The 22,099-nt window shown below is 65.9% G+C and carries 14 protein-coding genes; 6 read left to right on the plus strand and 8 right to left on the minus strand.

The window, feature by feature from the left end; all coding sequences use genetic code 11:
• Nucleotides 1-540 precede the first annotated feature (540 nt).
• The 5 genes from IMX13_RS17740 to IMX13_RS17765 all read left to right on the plus strand — a co-directional run bounded on the left by IMX13_RS17740 (nt 541) and on the right by IMX13_RS17765 (nt 9,406).
• Nucleotides 541-1,926, plus strand: a complete 1,386-nt coding sequence (locus tag IMX13_RS17740) for an NAD-dependent succinate-semialdehyde dehydrogenase (protein ID WP_193396849.1) — start codon at nt 541-543, stop codon at nt 1,924-1,926.
• A 64-nt stretch (nt 1,927-1,990) separates the two neighbouring features.
• Nucleotides 1,991-3,631 carry an acetolactate synthase large subunit gene (locus IMX13_RS17745; RefSeq protein WP_193396850.1) on the plus strand — a complete coding sequence of 547 codons (1,641 nt, stop codon included), beginning with the start codon at nt 1,991-1,993 and terminating at the stop codon, nt 3,629-3,631.
• A 201-nt stretch (nt 3,632-3,832) separates the two neighbouring features.
• On the plus strand, nt 3,833-5,344 hold the full coding sequence (gene lysS, locus IMX13_RS17750) for a lysine--tRNA ligase (protein ID WP_053520221.1): 1,512 nt from the start codon (nt 3,833-3,835) through the stop codon (nt 5,342-5,344).
• Between the two features lie 206 nt (nt 5,345-5,550).
• On the plus strand, nt 5,551-6,690 hold the full coding sequence (locus tag IMX13_RS17755) for a two-component system response regulator (protein ID WP_053520222.1): 1,140 nt from the start codon (nt 5,551-5,553) through the stop codon (nt 6,688-6,690).
• A gap of 1 nt (nt 6,691) precedes the next feature.
• Nucleotides 6,692-9,406 carry a response regulator gene (locus tag IMX13_RS17765; RefSeq protein ID WP_227255503.1) on the plus strand — a complete coding sequence of 905 codons (2,715 nt, stop codon included), beginning with the start codon at nt 6,692-6,694 and terminating at the stop codon, nt 9,404-9,406.
• A 12-nt stretch (nt 9,407-9,418) separates the two neighbouring features.
• On the opposite strand, the gene IMX13_RS17770 is transcribed toward IMX13_RS17765, so the two are convergent.
• The 5 genes from IMX13_RS17770 to betI form a co-directional block, all read right to left on the minus strand.
• A complete protein-coding gene (locus IMX13_RS17770) occupies nt 9,419-10,288 on the minus strand; it encodes a crotonase/enoyl-CoA hydratase family protein (RefSeq protein WP_053520223.1) in 870 nt (289 codons plus the stop codon).
• Between the two features lie 205 nt (nt 10,289-10,493).
• Nucleotides 10,494-12,170: a long-chain fatty acid--CoA ligase gene (locus IMX13_RS17775; RefSeq protein WP_193396851.1), complete on the minus strand. Its 1,677-nt coding sequence runs from the start codon at nt 12,168-12,170 to the stop codon at nt 10,494-10,496.
• 213 nt (nt 12,171-12,383) lie between these two features.
• Entirely contained in the window at nt 12,384-14,066 is a 1,683-nt protein-coding gene (gene betA, locus IMX13_RS17780; RefSeq protein ID WP_053520386.1) for a choline dehydrogenase, read from the minus strand.
• 88 nt (nt 14,067-14,154) lie between these two features.
• On the minus strand, nt 14,155-15,627 hold the full coding sequence (gene betB, locus IMX13_RS17785) for a betaine-aldehyde dehydrogenase (RefSeq protein ID WP_193396852.1): 1,473 nt from the start codon (nt 15,625-15,627) through the stop codon (nt 14,155-14,157).
• A 40-nt stretch (nt 15,628-15,667) separates the two neighbouring features.
• Entirely contained in the window at nt 15,668-16,258 is a 591-nt protein-coding gene (betI, locus tag IMX13_RS17790) for a transcriptional regulator BetI (RefSeq protein ID WP_053520388.1), read from the minus strand.
• Nucleotides 16,259-16,427: 169 nt separating this feature from the next.
• On the opposite strand from betI, the gene IMX13_RS17795 reads away from it, so the two are divergent.
• Nucleotides 16,428-17,978, plus strand: coding sequence for a BCCT family transporter (locus IMX13_RS17795; RefSeq protein ID WP_193396853.1), 1,551 nt, complete (start codon nt 16,428-16,430; stop codon nt 17,976-17,978).
• A gap of 21 nt (nt 17,979-17,999) precedes the next feature.
• On the opposite strand, the gene IMX13_RS17800 is transcribed toward IMX13_RS17795, so the two are convergent.
• The 3 genes from IMX13_RS17800 to acnA form a co-directional block, all read right to left on the minus strand.
• Entirely contained in the window at nt 18,000-18,632 is a 633-nt protein-coding gene (locus IMX13_RS17800; RefSeq protein WP_193396854.1) for an AAA family ATPase, read from the minus strand.
• Nucleotides 18,632-19,006: a type II toxin-antitoxin system Phd/YefM family antitoxin gene (locus tag IMX13_RS17805; protein ID WP_053520391.1), complete on the minus strand. Its 375-nt coding sequence runs from the start codon at nt 19,004-19,006 to the stop codon at nt 18,632-18,634. The genes IMX13_RS17800 and IMX13_RS17805 overlap by 1 nt, the downstream gene beginning before the upstream one ends.
• A gap of 307 nt (nt 19,007-19,313) precedes the next feature.
• A complete protein-coding gene (gene acnA / locus IMX13_RS17810) occupies nt 19,314-22,067 on the minus strand; it encodes an aconitate hydratase AcnA (RefSeq protein WP_193396855.1) in 2,754 nt (917 codons plus the stop codon).
• Nucleotides 22,068-22,099: the final 32 nt, after the last annotated feature.

A 22,099-nucleotide genomic window follows, 5' to 3' on the forward strand; every position in this document is an offset into this window, starting at 1 on the left:
GCGTGCTTTCCGTGGGATGGCGGGGCGGCGTCGAAGTGCGGGCACGCCGTGAACCCGTCCATGGGGGCTTGGCAGCCGTATCCATGCGGCTGACACCCCGCACTCCGACGCCGCCCCGCCTCTGACAATTCCCCGCGGCTGTGGGTGGGTGTCGACCTTGGTCGACACATCTTTCAGATATCGAATGAAATTCCGGGGTCAGATCCGTTTTCCTGCGGAAAACGGATCTGACCCCGAGAGTACTTCCAACAGATCTCGGGAAACTGTGTCCGCGGCATGGATGCGGCTGCCAAGCCCCCATGGCGGGGTTCACGGCGTCTCCCGCCATCGGCCCCACCCCCGCCATCCCGCAGGAATCCAGCTTCTGCTGTTGCTGGGCTGTGGCGTAGGGGGCAGGGCGCAGCCCTGCCAGCAACCCCATTCAGGCAGGTAAGTGCAGGTCACAGGATAAGCAGACGCCTTGTTGCGCGGCAGCTTCGGGTCCACATTCCTGACAGGAGACGGGCAATCGGCCCGTTGCCGAGACAACAGGAGCCCTGCATGTCCGCTGCCCCCGCCATTGCGATTTCCCTCGATCCGGCCACCGGCCAGGAAATCGCCCGCCATCCCTTCGTTACCGACGCCGAGCTGGAGGTGATCCTCGATCGAGGCCAGGCCGGCTTTGCCGCCTGGAGCGCGCAGTCGCTGGAGCAGCGCGCCGATGTACTGCGTGCGATGGCCGCGGTCCTGCGCCGCGACCGCGAATCGCTTGCGGCGCTGGCCACCGCCGAAATGGGCAAGGTCCATGCCGAATCGTTGGCCGAAATCGAGAAGTGCGCGGTGCTCTGCGAGTGGTATGCGGATAACGGCGCACAGTACCTGCGCGACGAGCCGACGCTGGTTCCCGATGACAAGGCCTACGTGTCCTACCTGCCACTGGGCGTGGTGCTGGGCATCATGCCGTGGAATTTCCCGTACTGGCAGGTGATGCGCGCAGCGGTGCCGATCCTGATGGGAGGCAATGGTTTCCTGCTCAAGCCGGCCGAGAACATCGTCGGTACCGCCCATCTGCTCGACGCCGCCTGGCGCGACGCGGGCCTGCCGGAAGGCACCTTCATCGCCGCCAACATCAGCCGTGAGGGCACCAGCCGTGCCATCGCCGATGACCGCATCGCAGCCGTCACCCTGACCGGCAGCGTCGGCGCAGGCCGCAGCATTGCCGCGCAGGCCGGGCAGGCATTGAAGAAGGTCGTGCTGGAACTGGGGGGCTCGGACCCCTTCATCGTGCTGGACGATGCCGACCTCGACGCGGCGGTGGATGCGGCACTCGCCTCGCGCTTCCAGAACACCGGACAGGTCTGCATCGCCGGCAAGCGCATCATCGTCGAGGACGGCGTGTACGACCGTTTCGTGGCGCAGTTCTGCGCGAAGGTGCAGGCGCTGACCGTCGGTGATGGCCGTGAACCCGGCAACCGCATCGGTCCCATGGCCCGGCAGGACCTGCTCGAGCAGCTCGATGCGCAGGTGCGTGCATCGGTAGAGGCCGGCGCGCAGCTGCTGGTCGGCGGTCATCAGCTGGATCGTCCGGGCAGCTTCTATGCCCCCACGGTGTTGGCCGGTGTCGAGCCGGGCATGCAGGCGTTCGATACCGAGACCTTCGGCCCGGTGGCTTCGATCAGCCGCGCACGCGATGCCGATCATGCGGTGGAGCTCGCCAACCAGAGCGAATTCGGCCTCAGCGGCAACCTGTGGAGCGGCGATCGCGAGCGCGCGATGCGGCTGGCACGCAGACTGCAGACCGGGGGCGTGTTCGTCAACGGCTTCTCCGCGTCCGACCCGCGCGTGCCGATCGGTGGCGTGAAGAAGAGTGGCTTCGGCCGCGAGCTGTCGCATTTCGGCATCCGCGAGTTCGTGAACGCGCAGACCGTGTGGTTCGACCGTCGTTGACGCACGGCTTGCATCCTTCCTGTAACGATCCACCACCAGTCCAGTGAAGAGGGACGGCATTCCCATGTCCAAGGGTTCAGATCTGCTTGTCGCGGCGCTCGAGAACGAGGGCGTCGAACGTATTTTCGGTATTCCCGGCGAAGAGAACCTCGATGTCGTCGAGTCGCTGCGCCATTCCAGCATCGAGCTGGTCATCACCCGCCATGAGCAGGCGGCGGTGTTCATGGCGGCCACCTACGGACGCCTGACCGGCAAGCCGGGCGTGTGCCTGGCCACGCTCGGCCCGGGTGCCCTCAACTTCACCACCGGTGCGGCCTACGCGCTGCTGGGCGCATGGCCGGTGATCATGATCACCGGGCAGAAGGGCATCGTCGCCAGCAAGCAGGCGCGCTTCCAGATCGTCGACATCGTCAGCACGATGAAGCCGCTGACCAAGCAGGCGCGGCAGATCGTATCGGCGCGCACCATCCCGACCATCGTCCGCGAGGCATTCCGTGTCGCGCAGGAAGAACGTCCGGGCCCGGTCCTGCTGGAACTGCCGGAGGACATCGCGGCCACTGAAGTCGAGGATGTGGCATTGATCCCGACGCATGCGGTGGATCGACCGATCGCCAGTCCCGAGGCGCTCGATCGCGCCGCGCAGATCATCCGCAATGCGAAGCATCCGCTGCTGATGATCGCCTCCGCGGCGTCACGGCCGCAGTCCAGCGAGGCGCTGTCAGCCTTCGTACTGCGTGCCGGCATTCCCTTCTTCACCACGCAGATGGGCAAGGGTGCGGTAGCGGGCGGATCGGGCCTGTACATGGGGACCGCCGCGCTGACCGAGCGCGACTATGTGCACATGGCCATCGACCAGGCCGACGTGATCGTCACCATCGGCCATGAAGTGACCGAGAAGCCGCCTTTCGTGATGCGACCCGGCGGACCGACCGTCATCCACATCGGCTATTCGCAGGCGGCGGTCGAGCAGGTCTACTTCCCGCAGGTGGAGGTGATCGGCGATATCGGCCGCTCGCTGACCCAGCTGGCCGACCGCATTGAAGGCCAGGTGGCCCATGCCGATGCACTGCTGCCGCTGCGGGCCACCATCCTCGACCATCTCGCCGACCGTGCCGAAGAGGCCGGGTTCACCCCGCAGCGGCTGGTCCACGACGTGCGCCGGGTGATGCCGCCCGACGGCATCGTGGCGCTGGACAATGGCATGTACAAGATATGGTTCGCGCGCAATTACCGCACCCAGGTAGCCAATACGCTGCTGCTGGACAATGCGCTTGCCACGATGGGTGCGGGCCTGCCTTCGGCGATCATGGCCTCGATCCTGTACCCGCAGCGCCGGGTGCTGGCGGTGTGTGGCGACGGCGGCTTCATGATGAACAGCCAGGAGCTGGAAACCGCGCGGCGGCTGGGGCTGAACCTGGTGGTGCTGATCCTCAACGATGGTGCCTACGGCATGATCCGCTGGAAGCAGGCGGTGGATGGCTTCGCCGACTATGGGATGACCTTCGGCAATCCTGACTTCGTCAGGTACGCCGAGGCCTATGGTTGCAAGGGCCACGAAGTGACGGCCATCGAGCAGTTCATCCCGACGCTGGAGGCGGCGTTCAACGAAGGCGGGGTGCACCTGGTGTCGGTGCCAATCGACTATTCGGAGAACGAGCGGGTGCTGGTGGATGAATTGCGGCAGGCGTTCCCCGGGAATGCCTGAGGTAGCGCCGGGCCACGCCCGGGGATTCCTGCCGACTGACCGCCGGGCATGGCCCGGCGCTACCGCCAAACGGGGTCAGATCCCTTTGCTGGGCAAAGGGATCTGACCCCTCTCCAGGCCGGGGCAGGGTGGTTTTGCTATGCTGTGCAGCCGGCCGTGCCGGGCGCAAGACTCCCCCAACTACACGATTCCCGCAGATCCATGAGCGAAGCTACCGAAACCCCTTCCGTCGACGAAAACAAGTTGATCGCCGAGCGCCGCGAGAAACTCAAAGCGCTGCGCGGGCAGGGGATCGCGTACCCGAACGACTTCCGTCGCGAGGACTTCGCCGGCCAGCTGCAGGACGAGTACAGCGACGCCGAAACCTGGACCGCCGAGGCCCTGGAAGCCAATGGCCGCCAGGTGCGCATGGCCGGACGCCTGATGGCCAAGCGCATCATGGGCAAGGCCAGCTTCGCCCAGATCCAGGACGAGTCCGGCCGCATCCAGCTGTTCCTGCAGGGCGCGGCCCTGGGCGATGACTACGCTGCTTTCAAGGGCTGGGACGTGGGTGACATCATCGCCGTCGAGGGCGGCCTGACCCGTACCCGCACCGGTGAACTGTCGGTCAAGGCCGCAACGATCCGACTGCTGACCAAGTCGCTGCGTCCGCTTCCGGACAAGTGGCATGGCCTGGCCGACGTCGAGCAGCGCTACCGCCAGCGTTACGTCGATCTGATCGTGACCCCGGAGTCGCGCGCGGTGTTCATCAAGCGCTCGAAGATCATCCGTGCCATGCGCGCGTGGCTGGACAACCGCGACTTCCTCGAAGTCGAGACGCCGATGATGCATTACATCCCCGGCGGTGCGGCGGCCAAGCCGTTCACCACCCATCACAACGCGCTGGACCTGGACCTGTACCTGCGCGTGGCGCCGGAGTTGTACCTGAAGCGCCTGACCGTCGGTGGCCTGGAGCGGGTGTACGAAATCAACCGCAATTTCCGCAATGAAGGCGTCAGCACCCGGCACAACCCGGAGTTCACCATGATGGAGCTGTACGAGGCCTACGCCACGTACAACGAGATCATGGACCTGACCGAAGGCGTGATCCGGGACGTGGCCAGGACGGTGAACGGCACTACCGAAGTGGAGTGGGACGGCGCGAAGATCGATCTCGGCCCGGCGTTCCGCCGCTGGCGGATGGACGAGGCCGTGCGGCACCACAATCCGGAGATCTCCGCTGCCGACTGCACCGACCGCGAAGCGCTGCTGCGGCACTGCGAGCGCCTGAAGATCAAGGTCAAGCCGTCCTACGGCTGGGGCAAGCTGCTGCTGGAGATCTTCGAAGCCACCGTCGAGCACACCCTGATCCAGCCCACCTTCATCACCGATCATCCGGTGGAGGTCTCGCCGCTGGCGCGTGCCAACGACAACGACCCCGGCTACACCGATCGCTTCGAGCTGTTCGTGAACGGCAAGGAGCTGGCCAACGGCTTCTCCGAGCTGAACGATCCGGAGGATCAGGCCCAGCGTTTCCAGGCCCAGGTGGCCGCCAAGGAGGGGGGCGATGACGAGGCCATGCACTACGACGCCGACTACATCCGCGCGCTGGAGTACGGCATGGCGCCGACCGGCGGCCTCGGCATCGGCGTCGACCGCCTGGTGATGCTGCTGACCGGCAGCAGCTCCATCCGCGACGTGCTGCTGTTCCCGTACATGCGTCCGGAGCACTGAGCCGGGGTTTTGTGACTCCCGTTTGTGCGCGCCGTCCCGAAACGGGACGGCGCAATTGACGTCTCTGGCACTCGGCGTATCGTAATTGCACTACCTTGACGCCGGCTATGGCTTGATCGGTGACGGGGAAGAGCGCAATGTGGAGAGCCCGCTTCACAATGTGACCACGATCATGAACCGGGACGCATGACACGGGAGTCAGTCCGATGCAGGGTGCCAGCGTGCGCAGCGGCAGCGTTTCCACGCCTGCTGATGACCAAGCGTGGTCGAGAAACCAGGCGGAGTACACGTTGAACATCGTCATCGTCGATGACCAGACCTCCGCGCGGACGATGCTGCGGCACGTCATCGAGGACATCGCGCCGGAACTGAGCGTGCATGACTTCGGCGATCCCCTGACCGCGCTGGCCTGGTGCGAATCGCACCCGGTCGACCTGCTGCTGCTCGACTACCGCATGCCGGAAATGGACGGGCTGGAATTCGCCCGCCGCTTCCGGCGCCTGCCCAAACATCGCGACATCCCCGTGATCCTGATCACCGTGGTGGGCGACGAGCCGATCCGGCAGGCCGCGCTGGAGGCAGGCGTGATCGACTTCCTGGTCAAGCCGATCCGCCCGCGCGAACTGCGGGCGCGCTGCTACAACCTGCTGCAGCTGCGCCAGCAGACCGAGAACGTGAAACAGCGCGCGCTGTCACTGGAACAGCGCCTGCTCGCCAGCATGCACGAGGTCGAGGAGCGGGAGCGCGAGACCTTGTCGCGATTGGCTCGTGCGATCGAGTTTCGTGACGCCGGCACCAGTGCCTACCTGGAGCGGATGGCCCGCGTGGCCGGGCTTATCGCCGAGCAGCTGGGCCTGCCGGAAGACGAGGTGCGGCTGATCGAGATGGCGGCGCCCCTGCACGACATGGGCAAGATCGCCATACCGGATGCGGTGCTGCTCAAGCAGGGCAAGCTCAATGAAGAGGAGCTGGCGATCATGCGCCGTCACCCGCGCATCGGCCATGAACTGCTCAGCGGCAGCCAGAACCGCTTCATCCAGGTCGGTGCGCTGATCGCGCTGCGCCACCATGAACGCTACGACGGCAGCGGTTACCCCGATGGGCTGGTAGGCGAAGCGATTCCACTGGAAGCGCGCATCGTTGCCGTCGCCGATGTCTTCGACGCCCTGATTTCCCCGCGTCCATACAAGGAAGCCTGGACGATGGAAGCAACGCTGGCCTATCTGTATGCCCAGCGTGGCCGCCTGTTCGACCCCCGCTGCGTGGATGCGCTGCTGCGGGGCCGCCAGCAACTGCTGGACATCTGCGCGCAGCACTCGACGGCCTCCACGCGACCGGGTGGATGAGATGCAGGACCTGTTCGCACGGCTGAAGCGCCGGCTGTCGCAGCGGCCCGACTCCGAGCACGGGCAGGTGATCGTGCGGATCGCGCTGATCTCGCTGATCCTGGTTTACGTACTGCTGTCCGGGGCCCGGATGCATCGCCTGGAGCAGTACCAGGGCGTGCTCGTGACCGTGCTGACCGGGCTGTCGATATCCCTGCTGCTGTTCGCCTGGTTGCTGTGGAAGCCGGGGCGCTCCGATGCGCGCAGGGTGGTCGGCATGGTCGCCGACTATGGGTTGATGACGGTCGGCATGGTGCAGATGGGCGAGCCTCTGGCCTGGGTCTATGCGGTGGTGATGTGGGTCACGGTGGGCAATGGCCTGCGCTTCGGCAACCGCTACCTGGGCGTGGCGATCGCCATGGCCCTGGTCAGCTTCGGTACCACCGTGCTGTTGACACCCTACTGGCGTGACAACCCCAGCCTGGCCGTGCCCCTGTGGCTGGGCCTGGTGGCGGTTCCGCTGTGCTGCTCCTCCCTGTTGCGACGACGGATGCGACATCCCCCCATGGACACTCCTGCCGTTGAATCCTCCCCGGCCCGGTCGCTGCTGGCCCGGGTGAAGCAACGGCTGTCCGGACGCGAGGACAGCGAGCACGCGCAGAACCTGATCCGCATCGTGATCACCGCGCTGTTCATCAGCTATCTCGGCTGGCGCTACCTGAGCGCGGGTGGCGAGACGCTGACCACGACGTGGCTGATCCTCGCCTTCGAGCTGGCCATCTCGGCGGGCCTGCTGGTGGCGATCCTGGTCGATCCCGGGGTGTCACACGTCCGCCGCGTGATCGGCATGCTGACCGACTACACCTGCATGGCCTGGATCATGACCATCCAGGGTGAGCCGGCAGCTCCGCTGTACGCGGTGATGCTGTGGGTCACGATCGGCAACGGCATGCGCTACGGCAGCACCTACCTGCGGGTGGCAACCGCAATGGGGTGCCTGGCTTTCCTGTGCACCGTGATGCTGTCGCCTTACTGGCGCAGCCACGACTACCTCGGCTGGGGCCTGCTGCTGGGCCTGGGCGCGATTCCGCTGTACTTCGATTCGCTGCTGCATGCCTTGACCCGTGCGGTGGCCGAAGCGCGCCAGGCCAACGAAGCCAAGAGCCGTTTCCTGGCGAACATGAGCCACGAATTCCGTACGCCGCTCAACGGCCTGGCCGGCATGACCGAAGTGCTGGCCACCACGCGGCTGGATGACGAGCAGCGCGAGTGCCTCAGCACCATCCAGGCGTCCACCCGCAGCCTGCTGGCGCTGGTGGAGGAGGTGCTGGACATCTCGGCGATCGAGGCCGGCAAGGTCCGGGTGGAATGGCATGAGTTCGCGCTGGCCGACGTGCTGCAGGCGATCAACCTGATCCTGACCCCGCAGACGCGTTCCAAGTCATTGGAGTATCGCGTCGACGTGGACGACAACGTTCCGCCACGGTTGTTCGGCGACGCCGGCCATCTGCAGCAGATTCTGCTGAATCTGATGGGCAATGCGGTGAAGTTCACCGACAGTGGCTTCGTCCATCTGCGTGTCAGCAGCCATGACGAGCGTGGCAGCGAGCGTGCCCGGCTGCGTTTCGAGATCCTCGACAGCGGCATCGGCGTACCCGTGGCCCTGCGCAGCCGCCTGTTCAACGCCTTCGAGCAGGCCGACGTCGGCCTGGCCCGCCGCCATGAAGGCACCGGACTGGGTACGGCGATCGCCAAGGGGCTGGTCGAATCGATGGGCGGGCAGGTCGGTTACCTGCCGAACACGCCGCGCGGCAGCGTGTTCTGGGTGGAAATCGCGCTGGACGTGGCGCCGACGCCGGACGTGCAGGGCGAGCTGCCGGAGGGCGGCAACGTCATTGCGTTCTCCAATCCATTCCTGCGCCATCGGGCCCGTGTACGCAGCCTGCGGGTGCTGGTTGCCGATGACCATGCCGCCAACCGCATGGTGCTGCAGCGGTTGCTCGAGAAGGCCGGCCACAAGGTCACATGCGTCAATGGTGGGGTCGAGGTGCTCGACGCTCTCGAGCAGGCCAATTACGACGCAGCCATCGTTGATCTGCACATGCCCGGCATGAGCGGCCTGGACCTGCTCAAGCAGCTGCGGGTGATGCAGGCCAGTGGCCTGCCGTATGTGCCGGTGATGGTGCTCAGCGCCGATGTCACCCCGGAATCCATCCTGCGCTGTGAGCAGGCAGGTGCACGTGCATTCCTGGCCAAGCCGGTCGTCGCGACGCGTCTGCTGGAGGTGTTGGCCGATGTGGCCGCCAACACGCGTACCGAGCCGGGCATCCAGTCGGTACCGGCCATGGAGGTCGGTGACGGCGTACTCGACACCGCCGTGCTGGACGAGCTGGCGTCACTGGGCATGGGCGATGGCTTCGAACGCAAGTTCATCGACCAGTGCCTGGTCGATGTGGACGCGAGCATGGCGCAGATGCAGGCCTGTGGCGAGCGGCTGGACTGGGAGGACTTCCGCGAACACGCCCACGCCCTGCGTGGCGTGGCGAGCAACCTGGGCCTGGTCCAGGTTGCTGCCGCCAGTGGCGAGATGATGCGCATGGCCGACTGGCAATTGAAGGCCGAGTGGACAATGCGCCTGTCCAGCCTGGTAGGTGCACTGCGCATCGGCAGGAAAGCGCTGGCGTCCCGCGTCGCAGGCATCCAGCAACGCGACGACGGGGAACGCACGCCCTCCTGACCGCGAGGTCTGTCAGCCCGCCTCGCCATTGCGGCGGGCCTGGGCGCGGACCAGCCGGTCCATGGTCCGCAGCGACTTCTCGCCCAGCTGCATGGCGGTGTCGACCCAGATCTCGGTGATGCGCATCATTTCGTGCAGCGGCACCATGGTGGCGATCTCGTTCACTTCGCGCATCGCCGCCCAGGCGTGCGGAATGCGCCGGCTGTCCCGGATCACCTGTTCGACCGCCGCAACGCCTTCGCCCACCGGCACGACGACATCCACCAGGCCCATGTCCTTCAACTGCCGGGCGGTGAAGAGGTTGCCCTCCAGCATGATCTTCTCGGCCAGCCGCGGGCTGACCCGCTGGCACAGGAAGGAGTAGGCGCCCATGCCCGGGAACAGGTCGAACAGCACCTCCGGCAGTCCCATCAGCACGCCTTCTTCGGCGACGATGGTATGGCAGCTAAGCGCGGCCTCGAAGCCGCCGCCCAGTGCATTGCCCTGGACCAGCGCGATGCTGTGGGCGCGTGCGCCCAGCCCGGCGTGGAACGCATGCACGCCGCGCACGCAGCGCTGCGCATAGTCGAGCAGGCGGGCACGGTCGCCCTCGCGGATCAGCCGGCAGAACAGTTCCAGGTCGCCGCCCAGGTTGAATACGTCACTATCGGAGGCCAGGACCACGTGAGGCGAGAGAACGTGGGCGGCACTGAGACGGTCTCCCAGTTCACGCTGATAGTCGACGATGTCGTCTACCAGGCGTGAGGCAAAGCACGGGCGGCCCGGCTGGTTGACCAGGTTGGCATGCATGTGGATCCAGTAGACATCCCGTTCGGTTTCCTCGGTGATGCGCAGGGTCGGGTGCTGCGACGGACGGGTGATGATGGGGCGTACTGCAGACATGGGTGTTCTCCGAGTGACCGTCCGGCCAACCGCAGAGCGGACGGAGAGATGGAATGTGAGGGAGTGGGCGGAACGTGCGGTGGCGAGTGATTCTATGCACCGCTCGTGAACCGCCTGCAAGCGGCCGCCGCCCGCGCTGGCCGCCAACGAAAAGGGCCCCGCCGTCGCCGGCGGGGCCCTGATCTGCGTCGAACCGTGGAAACCCTTACTGCGCGGGCGTATCGCGCAGCTCGCGACGGAGGATCTTGCCGACATTGGTCTTCGGCAGTTCCTTGCGGAACTCCACGATGCGCGGGTGCTTGTAACCGGTCAGATTTGCCCGGGCATGCTCCTTGACCATTTCGGCGGTCAGGTTCGGATCCTTCTTCACGATCACCACCTTGACCACTTCGCCGGACTTCTCGTCCGGCACGCCGACCGCGGCCACTTCCAGCACGCCGGGCATCATCGCGATGACGTCTTCGACCTCGTTCGGATACACATTGAAGCCGGACACCAGGATCATGTCCTTCTTGCGGTCGACGATGTAGAAGAAACCCCGTTCATCCATCTTCGCCATGTCGCCGGTATGCAGCCAGCCGTCACTGTCGATCGCCTGGGCGGTCTCTTCGGGGCGCTGCCAGTAGCCCTTCATCACCTGCGGGCCCTTGATGCACAGCTCGCCCACCTCACCCAGTGGCAGGATGTTGCCGTTGTCGTCCTTGATGCACGCATCGGTGGACGGGATCGGCAGGCCGATGGAGCCGTTGTACTCCGGCAGGGTAAGCGGGTTGATGCAGGCGGCGGGCGAGGTTTCGGTCAGGCCGTAGGCCTCGACCAACGTCACCCCGGTAACCTTCTTCCAGCGCTCGGCCACAGCGCGCTGCACCGCCATGCCGCCGCCCAGGGTGAACTTCACCGACGAGAAATCGATCTCATCGAAACCGGGCGTATTGAGCAGACCGTTGAACAGCGTGTTGACGCCGGTGATGGCGGTGAAGCGCGTGCCCTTGAGCTCCTTGACGAAGCCCTTCATGTCGCGCGGATTGGTGATCAGATGATTGCAGCCGCCGAACTTCATGAAGACCAGACCGTTCGCGGTCAACGCGAAGATGTGGTACAGCGGCAGCGCGGTGATGATCACTTCCTTGCCCGGCTCGATGCCGGAGGTCGACAGCCATGCCGAGGCCTGCTGCATGTTGGCGATCAGGTTGCGGTTGGTCAGCATCGCGCCCTTGGCCACGCCGGTGGTGCCGCCGGTGTACTGCAGGAACGCCACGTCGTCGTGGTCGATCTCGACCTCGGGCAGGGTGTGGCGGCTGCCGAGCTTGAGTGCCTGCTTGAAGCGGATGGCGCCCTTCACGTGATAGTTGGGCACCATCTTCTTGACGTACTTCAGCACGAAGTTGACGATCGCGCCCTTCGCGCCGAGCAGATCGCCCAGGCCGGTGGTGACCACCTGCCTGACCAGCGTGTCGGCGATGACCTGCTGGACGGTATCGCCGAAGTTGTCGACCACCACCAGCACCGAGGCGCCGGCGTCGACCAGCTGATGCTTGAGTTCGCGTGCGGTATACAGCGGGTTGACGTTGACCACGGTCAGGCCCGCACGCAGCACGCCGAAGGTGGCGACCGGGTACTGCAGGCAGTTGGGCATCATCAGGGCGACGCGGTCGCCCTTCTTGAGCTTGAGCTCACCCAGCAGGTAGGCCGCGAACTGGTCAACCAGCGCATCGGTCTCGCCATAGGTGAGGACCTTGCCGAAACTGGAGTAGGCGGGGCGGTCGCGGTACTTGGCGACGGAGGCGTCGAAGACGGAGGCTACCGAATGGAACTCGTTGACGTCGATCTCGGCGGGAACGCCTTTCGGATAGCTCTGCAGCCAGGGACGATCCAGACTCATATTCCCCCTCCAGGAATCGTGATTGTTGGGTCCGACCCTGAGCGTACTGACAGCGGCCGGTCATTGCAGCATACCCCGCCGTAGGGGAAACGCGAAGAGGGCATCGCGCGACGGCCTGTGCGATCGCGTCAAAGGCCGCCGGGCATGGCCCCGCGCCACCGCGCTGGCAGCGCAGGGCCAGGCCCGGCGGGTGTTTCAGGGTGCGTGCGGTGCTCAGCCCTGCCTGCGCACCGGCGCACCATTGGCCTTGTAGTAGGGCGCGGTGCTGCGGGGCAGCGGCGCACGGCCGCGGATCACGTCGGCGAGCTTTTCGGCGATCATGATGGTCGGCGCGTTGAGATTGCCGGTCACCACCTGCGGCATGATCGAGGCGTCGACGATGCGCAGGGCCTCCAGACCATGCACGCGGCCCTGGCCGTCCACCACCGCCATCGGATCATCGGCGTGGCCCATCTTGTTGGAGCAGGACGGGTGGTATGCCGTTTCAGCATGCTCACGGACGAACGCGTCGATCTGTGCATCGGTCTGCAGTGCACTGCCCGGCGAAATCTCGCGGCCGCTGTATGGAGCCAGTGCCGGCTGCGCGAAGATCTCGCGGGTGATGCGGATCGCCGCGCGGAACTCGCGCCAGTCCTGGTCGTGCGACATGTAGTTGAACAGGATGCTCGGATGCTCGCGCGGATCCTTGGAGCGGACATGGATGCGGCCCCGGCTGGGCGAGCGCATCGAGCCGACATGCATCTGGAAGCTGTGTGCCTTGATCGGATTGGACCCGTTGTAGTTGATGGCCACCGGCAGGAAGTGATACTGCAGGTTGGGCCAGTCGAACTCGGCATCGCTGCGGATGAAGCCGCCGGCTTCGAACTGGTTGCTGGCGCCGATACCGGTGCCCAGGAACAGCCATTCAGCGCCGATTGCCGGCTGGTTGTACAGCTTCAGCGCCGGCGCCAGCGAGACCGGCTTCTTGCATTCGTACTGGAGATACATCTCCAGGTGATCCTGCAGATTGGCGCCGACGCCCGGCAGGTGATGCACCAGGTCGATGTCGAGGCTGCGCAGCAGATCGGCCGGGCCCACGCCGGAGCGCTGCAGGATCTGTGGCGAGGCGATGGCGCCGCCGCACAACAGCACCTCGCGGCGGGCAGTGGCACGCTGCGGCTGGTCGTTGCGCAGCCACTGCACGCCCACCGCGCGCTTGCCGGAGAACAGGATGCGGTCGGTCAGCGCGTGGGTGACGATGGTCAGGTTCGGGCGCGGCCTGGCCAGATCCAGATAGCCGCGGGCGGTGCTGGAGCGGCGGCCCTTCGGCGTGACCGTGCGGTCCATCGGGCCGAAGCCTTCCTGCTGGTAGCCGTTGAGGTCATCGGTGCGCGGATAGCCTGCCTGCACGCCGGCTTCAACCATGGCTGCGAACAGTTCGTTGTTGCCGGCCTTGGGGGTGGTCACCCGCAGCGGGCCATCGCCCCCGTGGTAATCGTTGGGGCCGATGTCGCGGGTCTCGGCCTTGCGGAAGTAGGGCAGGCAGTCCAGATAGGTCCAGTCGTCCAGGCCGGGCATGCTCGCCCAGTTGTCGTAGTCCATCGCGTTGCCGCGGATGTAGCACATGCCGTTGATCAGCGACGAACCGCCCAGGCCTTTGCCACGGCCGCAGTCCATGCGGCGGTTGTTCATGAAGGGCTCTGGATCGGTCTTGTAGGCCCAGTTGTAGCGCTTGCCCTGCAGCGGAAACGCCAGCGCCGCCGGCATCTGGGTGCGGAAGTCGAGCCGGTAGTCCGGGCCACCCGCTTCCAGCAGCAGTACGCTCACATCGGCATCTTCGGTCAGGCGGGTGGCCAGCACGTTGCCGGCCGAACCGGCGCCGATGATGATGTAGTCGTACTCGTTATGGGTGCTCATGGTTGTTCTCCTTCGGGCCGGGACACGCTGCAAACAGGCGTCCCGGCGGAATGTCGGATCGGCGCGGTGGCCGGACGAGGGGCGCGGCTCAGAACACGCTGGCGTAGTCGCCCAGTTCGACCTGCACCGACTTGATGCGGGTGTAGTGGCCCAGGGTCGAGAGGCCGTTCTCGCGGCCGACACCGGACTCCTTGTAGCCACCCACCGGCATTTCGGCTGGCGATTCGCCCCAGGTGTTGATCCAGCAGATGCCGGCTTCCAGGCGATGGATGATGCGGTGGGCGCGGCTGATGTCCTTGCTGACCACGCCGGCGGCGAGGCCGAAGGTGGTGTCGTTGGCGCGGCGGACCACTTCATCTTCGCTGTCATAGGCAAGGATGCTCATGACCGGCCCGAAGATTTCTTCCTTGACGATGGTCATGTCGTCGCGGCAGTCGGAGAACACGGTCGGCAGCACATAGGCGCCCTGGGCCAGCGTGCCGTCGGTGGCACGGCCGCCGCCGATCAGCAGGCGCGCGCCTTCGGTCTTGCCGCTTTCGATGTAGCGCAGCACGTTCTCCATGTGCGGGAAGCTGGTCAGCGGGCCGAAGTTGGTGTCCGCGGCCATCGGATCGCCGATGCGGATGCGCTTGACGCGCTCGACCACGGCGGCCTCGAACGCGGCCAGCATGCCGCGCGGCACGAACACGCGGGTGCCATTGGTGCACACCTGGCCGGAGCTGAAGAAATTGGCCATCACCGCGATGTCGGCGGCGCGGTCGAGATCGGCGTCATCGCAGATCACCAGCGGCGATTTGCCGCCCAGTTCCATGGTCACTTCCTTCAGCGAGGAGGAGGCGGCTGCAGCCATCACCTTCTTGCCGGTGGCCACGCCGCCGGTGAAGGAGATCTTCTCGATCACCGGATGTTCGGTGAGCCAGTTGCCGATTTCGCGACCGGGGCCCTGCACGACATTGAACACGCCGGCCGGCACGCCGGCTTCGGTGTAGATCTCGGCAAGCCGGATGGCGGTCAGCGGTGTGACCTCGGACGGCTTGAACACCATCGCATTGCCGGCGGCCAGTGCCGGCGCCGACTTCCACAGGGCGATCTGGATCGGGTAGTTCCAGGCACCGATGCCGGCGACCACGCCCAGCGGTTCACGGCGGGTGTAGAAGAAGCTGGATTCGCGCAGCGGCAGCTGGATGCCTTCGATGGCGGTCGCCAGGCCGGCGTAATACTCCAGCACGTCGGCGCCGGTGACGATGTCCACCGTGGTGGTTTCCGCCAGCGCCTTGCCGGTATCGAGCGTTTCCAGGTGGGCCAGTTCGTCATTGCGCTCGCGCAGGATCTCCACGGCGCGGCGCAGGATGCGCGAGCGTTCCATGGCGGTCATTGCCGCCCATGCCTTCTGGCCTTCGGTAGCGCTTTCGACGGCGCGTTCGACGTCGGCCTGGCTGGCGACCTGCACCTCGGCGATGACCTCACCGGTGGCGGGGTTGACCGTGGCGAAGGTCTTGCCGCTGGTGGCATCGACCCGGCGGCCATGGATGTAGAGCTGTTGGACGGGCAGGGTGGTCATGGGGCGTACTCCTCGAAAGGGGGCGGGAAGCTGAAAGCGCTTATAGCGCGTCGGCCTGCAACTGGAAGTCGATGTAGCCGTAGGCGATGCGTCGGGCCTTGTCAGCATCGAAGGCGCCGCCGACCAGGCTGCCGCGCAGCCAGAGGCCATCGATCATCGCGGCCAGGCCGCGGGCGGCGAGGCGTGCCTGTGGGCGTGGCAGCACGCGGTTGAACTGGTGGCACAGGTTGGAGAACAGGCGCTGGTCGTTGGCATGCTGCAGGCGCGCCAGTTCCGGCTGGTGCATGCTCGCGGCCCAGAAGGTGAGCCAGACACGCATCGCGGTGCCATTGATCTGGCTGTCATCGAAGTTGCCATCGACGATGGCGCGCAGCTGGTCGCGGGGATCATCGCCGACCCCGGCCCGGCAGCGGGCGACCGCGTCCCGCAGTTCGCGCAGGATCTGCCGCATCGCAGCGTTGAGCAGGCCGTCCTTGTCGCCGAAGTAATGGGCGACGATACCGCTGGACAGCCCGGCCTTCCTGGCGATGGTGGCGACGGTGGCATCGGCCATGCCCATTTCGTCGATGGTCTGGAAAGTGGCCCGGATCAACTGTTCGCGACGGACCGGCTCCACGCCCTTCTTCGGCATTGTCTCTCCACGGATTGCGACCCGAGGCGTCGGGTTGGCCATCATTATGCTTTTTATTGATTGAACGTTCAATCAATAAACCCTAGGATGCGCTCGCGCCCCACGCCATGGGCCCGGTTTCCCGGTCCGGCCCCGCCCATGTGCTCCTTCGGACTGATGAGACGATCCCATGTCTTCCCAGGCTCACCCCAAGCGCTCGCCCCTGCGCTTGAACCGCTTTGTCTTCCTCAGCTCCTCGGTGTCGATCGGCATTCTCGGGCTGCTCACCGTCCTCTATCCCGATGCCAGCGAGCACTGGCTGCAATGGGCGCAGGCCGAGATCTCGGCTGCGTTCGGCGCGTGGTACATGCTGCTGGTCGTGCTGTGCCTGGGATTCGTACTGTGGCTGGCGTTCTCGCCCTATGGCCGTATCCGCCTGGGCCACAACGAGGAATCGCCCGCCTTCGGCTACGTCGCGTGGGTGTCGATGCTGTTCTCGGCGGGTATCGGTATCGCATTGCTGTACTACGGTGCCTACGAGCCGCTGGACCATTTCCTCAACCCGCCGGGCCAGCCGGGCGGCACGGTGGCGGCCGGGCGCGAGGCGATGGTGCTGACCTTCCTGCACTGGGGCCTGCATGGCTGGGCGCTGTACGCGCTGGTCGGGGTGGCGCTGGGCTATTTCGCCTATCGCCGCAACCTGCCGCTGGCATTGCGCTCGGCGCTGTATCCGATCTTCGGTGAGCGCATCCATGGCCACATCGGCGACATGGTCGATGGCTTCGGCATTCTCGCCACGCTGATCTCCATGGTCACCAATCTCGGCATCGGTGCGCTGGTGGTGCAGTCCGGCCTGGTCTATCTGTTCCACATCCCGGACACACCGCAGGTGCTGGTCGCGATCGTGCTGGTGATGATGGTGGTGGCCACCATCGGCGTGGTGGCGGGGGTCGAGAAGGGCATCGCCTGGCTGTCCAACCTCAACGTGCGCCTGTTGTGCGCGCTGTTGATGTTCGTGCTGGTTACCGGCCCGACCCTGCATCTGTTCGATGGCCTGGTGCAGAACACGGGCGACTATCTCGGCGCATTCGTGCGCAAGAGCTTCGACGTGTATCTCAACGATCCGCAGGGCCGCGCCTGGATGGGTTCCTGGACGCTGTTCTACTGGGCGTGGTGGATCGCCTGGGCGCCGTTCGTGGGCCTGTTCGTGGCACGCATCTCGCGCGGCCGCACCATCCGCGAGGTAGTGATGGGCGTGCTGTTGATACCGCTCGGCTTCACGCTGGCGTGGCTGTCGATCTTCGGCAACACCGCCATCGACCTGGTGCTCAACCATGGCCAGGCGGTGCTGGGGCAGGTGGCGCAGCACGATGCAGCGATGACCCTGTTCAAGCTGCTGGAGTACCTGCCCGGCGCACCCTATGTAGCCGGTGCCGCAGTGGTGATCGGTTTCGTACTGTTCCTGACCCCGGTCGATTCGGGCACGCTGATGATCGCCAACCTGTGCACCCGCCGTGTCGACGACGGGGTGGAGGATGGTCACGATGCGCCGATCTGGCTGCGCGTGTTCTGGGCGGTGGGCATCACCGTGGCCAGCATCGGCCTGCTGCTGGCGGGCAACTTCAGCGCGATGCAGACGGCCGTGGTCCTGTGCGGTCTACCGTTCTCGTTCACCCTGGCGTTCTACATGCTGGGCCTGCTGCGCGCATTGCGCACCGATCCGGACGCGCCGCGGCGCTGAGCGCACTGCCGGCCCTTGGCATTACAGGCGCAGGGCGGCTTCCAGCAGAGCTGTCGCCCATGGGGGCGTGCGCTGCAGCTGCTGCAGGTCATCGGCGGCCGGCCATTGCAGGTGGCCGTCCTCCATCTGCAGCAGCAGCTGTGGATCGGGCACGGCCTCGCCCGGCGCGGCGTCGGCGCTGTTGTCGTAGACCTGCAGCTGCGCCAGCACCGGCATCAGCCCGATCAGGTTCTGCTGCGCCAGCGGCCAGCGGCGGCGGATGTCGACTTCGGAAATGGGGTGGCCACCGGCCTGCACCCGTGCGCGTACCCGGGCGATGTGCTGCTCCGGGCTGGACAGTCCACAGAACCACATCAGCACGTGATGGGTGCGGCTGGCCTCACGCAGCAGGGCGGTGATCGAGTTGCCCCCCAGCGTGGTCTCGAAGGCATGGTTGCGGGCGTGATCCAGGGCGTCGCGGATACGGTTGACACCCTCCTGCCAGGCTTCGGCATTGGCCTCCATGGGGTCCAGGCCGGCCCGCTCGCGCAGCCCGCGGGCGAACGTATCGGGGTTGAACCATTCCAGGCCGGCTTCGCGCAGCACGTGGCCACCCACCGAACTCTTGCCGGCGCCATTGACGCCGGCAAGCACATACAGGAACGGGCGTGGCATCAGTGGCCCGTGCCCGCCTTGACCTGGCCCTTCAGGCGGGCAGGGCGACGCAGCAGCGCGCGTGCAGCATCACCGGCCTGGGCGTGCTGCAGCACCGCCAGGCGCTGGTCGAAGCCGGCACGCAGATCCGCCAGGGCCGGGTCCTGCCCACGCAGTTCCTCCAGCGAGCTTTCCAGCGCTTCGACCTTGGCCTGCAGCGCGCGGTACTGCTCGATGGAAACGATCACCGCCTGCGGTTCGTTGTGATTGGTGACCACCACCATGTGCTGGTCGCGCACTTCCTGCATGACCTTGCGCCAATGTTCCTTGACCGACGAGGCGGTGGTGTGGGTCAGCTCGTTGATCGGGTCGAAGCGGACGGGGGCGTGCAGCATGGCGGTGCTCCAGGGGACCTGTGCGATCACCTTACGCCTGTTTAATGCAAATTGCATGAATGGTGAAAAATATCAAAAATATGATTCATGGGCGATTCGGCCCCGGCGGTAACGCCGGGGCCGGGCTTCCGCCCGCCGGATGCCGCGCGCCGGGTCAGCGGGCAGCCAGCTGACGCAGCACGTACTGCAGCAGGCCGCCGTGGTGGGCGAGGAGGCGCGGTTGCGAACCACCGGTTCGCGCGCCTCCGCAGCGCCCCGGCGGTGACGCCGGGGCCAGGCTTCCGCCTGCCGGATGCCGCGCGCCGGGTCAGCGGGCAGCCAGCTGACGCAGCACGTACTGCAGCAGGCCGCCGTGGCGGAAGTATTCCACTTCCTTCGGTGTCAGCAGCATCACCGACACCTCGAAGCGCTTCTGCGTGCCATCGGCCCGGGTCGCGGTGACCGCGGCGCGCTTGCTGGCACCGTCTTCCAGGCCGGTGATATCGATGACTTCCGAGCCATCCAGCCCCAGCGACTGCGCGTTCTCACCATTGCGGAACTGCAGCGGCAGCACGCCCATGCCGACCAGGTTGGAGCGGTGGATGCGTTCGAAGCTCTCGGCGATGACCGCCTTCACGCCCAGCAGCAGGGTGCCCTTGGCGGCCCAGTCGCGCGACGAACCGGTGCCGTACTCCTTCCCGGCCAGCACCACCAGCGGCACCTTGTCGGCCTTGTACTTCATCGCCGCGTCGTAGATCGCCAGCTTCTCCGGCTGACCACCGCCGGCCGGGTAGTACAGGGTGTTGCCACCCTCCTCGCCGCCGAACATCAGGTTCTTGATGCGGATGTTGGCGAAGGTGCCGCGGACCATCACGTCATCATTGCCGCGGCGGCTGCCGTAGCTGTTGAAGTCGGCGGGCTGCACGCCCCGGGCCTGCAGGTAACGCCCCGCGGGCGAATCCTTCTTGATGTTGCCGGCCGGCGAGATATGGTCGGTGGTGATCGAGTCGCCGAACAGACCCATCACACGCGCGCCATGCACGTCGTCGATGCTGCCGGTCTGCATGGTCATGCCATCGAAGTACGGCGGGTTCTTGATGTAGGTGGAGTCATCGCTCCACTCGTACAGATTGCCGTCCGGCGAGGCGATGGTGTTCCAGCGCGTATCGCCCTTGAACACGTCGGCGTAGTTCTGCTTGAACATCTCCGGGCCGATGGTGGCGGCGATGACATCGCCGATTTCCTTGTTGCTCGGCCAGATGTCGCGCAGGTAGACCGGCTGGCCGTCGCTGCCGGTGCCCAGCGGCTGGGTGGTCAGATCGATGTCGGTGGTGCCGGCGATGGCGTAGGCGACCACCAGTGGCGGGCTGGCCAAGTAGTTCATCTTCACTTCGGGATGCACGCGGCCTTCGAAATTACGGTTGCCCGACAGCACGGAGGTCACCACCAGGTCACCGGCGGCGATGCCGGCACTGACCTCGGTCGGCAGCGGGCCGGAGTTGCCGATGCAGGTGGTGCAGCCGTAGCCGACCACGTAGAAGCCGATCTTCTCCAGCTCCTTCAGCACCCCGGCCTTTTCCAGATAGTCGGTGACCACGCGCGAGCCTGGGCCCAGCGAAGTCTTCACCCAGGGCTTGCGATCCAGGCCCTTGGCCGCCGCGTTGCGCGCCAGCAGGCCGGCACCGATCATCACCGCCGGGTTGGACGTGTTGGTACAGGAGGTGATCGCGGCGATGACCACCGCGCCATCCTTCAGGCGGACCTTCCGGCCTTCGATCTCGATGTCGGCGAAGCCCTTGGCCAGCTGTTCGTTGCCGACCGCGGTGCCGCCGCCCTCGTTGAGGAAGGAGGCCACATCGTCGCTGCGCTTGTCGCGGTTGCTGGTCAGGCCGACCAGGGCTTCGCGGTAGTTCTTCTGCACGTCTTCCAGCAGCACGCGGTCCTGCGGGCGCTTCGGTCCGGCCAGTGACGGCTTCACCGTGCCCATGTCCAGCTCCAGCGTGGTGCTGTACTGGGCATGGGGGCTGTCCGGTTCGTGCCACAGGCCCTGCGCCTTGGCGTAGGCCTCGACCAGTTCGATCTGTTCTTCGCTGCGACCGGACAGGCGCAGGTAGTTCAGTGATTCGGCGTCGATCGGGAAGATGCCGCAGGTGGCGCCGTATTCCGGTGCCATGTTGCCGATCGTGGCGCGGTCGGCCAGTGGCAGGTGCTGCAGGCCATCGCCATAGAATTCGACGAACTTGCCGACCACGCCCAGCTTGCGCAGCATCTGGGTGACGGTCAGCACCAGGTCGGTGGCGGTGGCGCCCTCAGGCAGCCGGCCGGTGAGCTTGAAGCCGACCACCTGCGGGATCAGCATCGACGACGGCTGGCCCAGCATGGCCGCTTCGGCTTCGATGCCGCCCACGCCCCAGCCAAGCACGCCGATGCCGTTGATCATCGTGGTGTGGCTGTCGGTACCGAACACGGTGTCCGGGTAGGCCACAGCCCTGCCATCCTTGTCCGCGGTCATCACCACGCGGGCCAGGTTCTCCAGGTTCACCTGGTGGACGATGCCGGTGTTGGGCGGCACCACCTTGAAGTTGTCGAACGCCTTCTGGCCCCAGCGCAGGAACCCGTAGCGTTCCTGGTTGCGCTGGAATTCGATCTTGCCATTGAGATCGAGCGCGTCCGGCTTGCCGAACACATCGACCTGTACCGAATGGTCGATCACCAGTTCAGAAGGGATCTGCGGGTTGATCTGTTCCGGCTTGCCGCCCAGCTTGACCACCGCATCGCGCATGGCGGCCAGATCGACGACACACGGTACGCCGGTGAAGTCCTGCAGGACCACGCGCGCGGGCATGAAGGCGATTTCGGTGTCCGGCTCGGCCGCCGGGCTCCAGCGGGCAACGGCCTCGATGTGCTCCTTGCCGACGGTGACGCCGCCGTCTTCGTGCCGGAGCAGATTCTCCAGCAGGATCTTCATCGAGTAGGGAAGGTGGGAGATGTCGAAGCGCTGGCCCAGTGTGGGCAGGCTGAAGTAGTCGTAGGTCTTGCCGCCGACGTCCAGCTGGCTGCGGGTGGAGAACGAATCGCTCATGCGGGATGACTCCTTCTTGCGGATGGCTTGCA

Origin of the sequence: Stenotrophomonas sp. B2, assembly GCF_014947095.1 — a bacterium.
GTDB classification, from domain to species: Bacteria; Pseudomonadota; Gammaproteobacteria; order Xanthomonadales; family Xanthomonadaceae; genus Stenotrophomonas; species Stenotrophomonas maltophilia_P.

Excerpts from the sequence above, each read along its gene's own strand:
- IMX13_RS17740 (WP_193396849.1), top strand. The coding sequence starts at position 541 with ATGTCCGCTGCCCCCGCCATTGCGATTTCCCTCGATCCGGCCACCGGC.
- IMX13_RS17745 (WP_193396850.1), top strand. The coding sequence starts at position 1,991 with ATGTCCAAGGGTTCAGATCTGCTTGTCGCGGCGCTCGAGAACGAGGGC.
- lysS (WP_053520221.1), top strand. The coding sequence starts at position 3,833 with ATGAGCGAAGCTACCGAAACCCCTTCCGTCGACGAAAACAAGTTGATC.
- IMX13_RS17755 (WP_053520222.1), top strand. The coding sequence starts at position 5,551 with ATGCAGGGTGCCAGCGTGCGCAGCGGCAGCGTTTCCACGCCTGCTGAT.
- IMX13_RS17765 (WP_227255503.1), top strand. The coding sequence starts at position 6,692 with ATGCAGGACCTGTTCGCACGGCTGAAGCGCCGGCTGTCGCAGCGGCCC.
- IMX13_RS17770 (WP_053520223.1), bottom strand. The coding sequence starts at position 10,288 with ATGTCTGCAGTACGCCCCATCATCACCCGTCCGTCGCAGCACCCGACC.
- IMX13_RS17775 (WP_193396851.1), bottom strand. The coding sequence starts at position 12,170 with ATGAGTCTGGATCGTCCCTGGCTGCAGAGCTATCCGAAAGGCGTTCCC.
- betA (WP_053520386.1), bottom strand. The coding sequence starts at position 14,066 with ATGAGCACCCATAACGAGTACGACTACATCATCATCGGCGCCGGTTCG.
- betB (WP_193396852.1), bottom strand. The coding sequence starts at position 15,627 with ATGACCACCCTGCCCGTCCAACAGCTCTACATCCATGGCCGCCGGGTC.
- betI (WP_053520388.1), bottom strand. The coding sequence starts at position 16,258 with ATGCCGAAGAAGGGCGTGGAGCCGGTCCGTCGCGAACAGTTGATCCGG.
- IMX13_RS17795 (WP_193396853.1), top strand. The coding sequence starts at position 16,428 with ATGTCTTCCCAGGCTCACCCCAAGCGCTCGCCCCTGCGCTTGAACCGC.
- IMX13_RS17800 (WP_193396854.1), bottom strand. The coding sequence starts at position 18,632 with ATGCCACGCCCGTTCCTGTATGTGCTTGCCGGCGTCAATGGCGCCGGC.
- IMX13_RS17805 (WP_053520391.1), bottom strand. The coding sequence starts at position 19,006 with ATGCTGCACGCCCCCGTCCGCTTCGACCCGATCAACGAGCTGACCCAC.
- acnA (WP_193396855.1), bottom strand. The coding sequence starts at position 22,067 with ATGAGCGATTCGTTCTCCACCCGCAGCCAGCTGGACGTCGGCGGCAAG.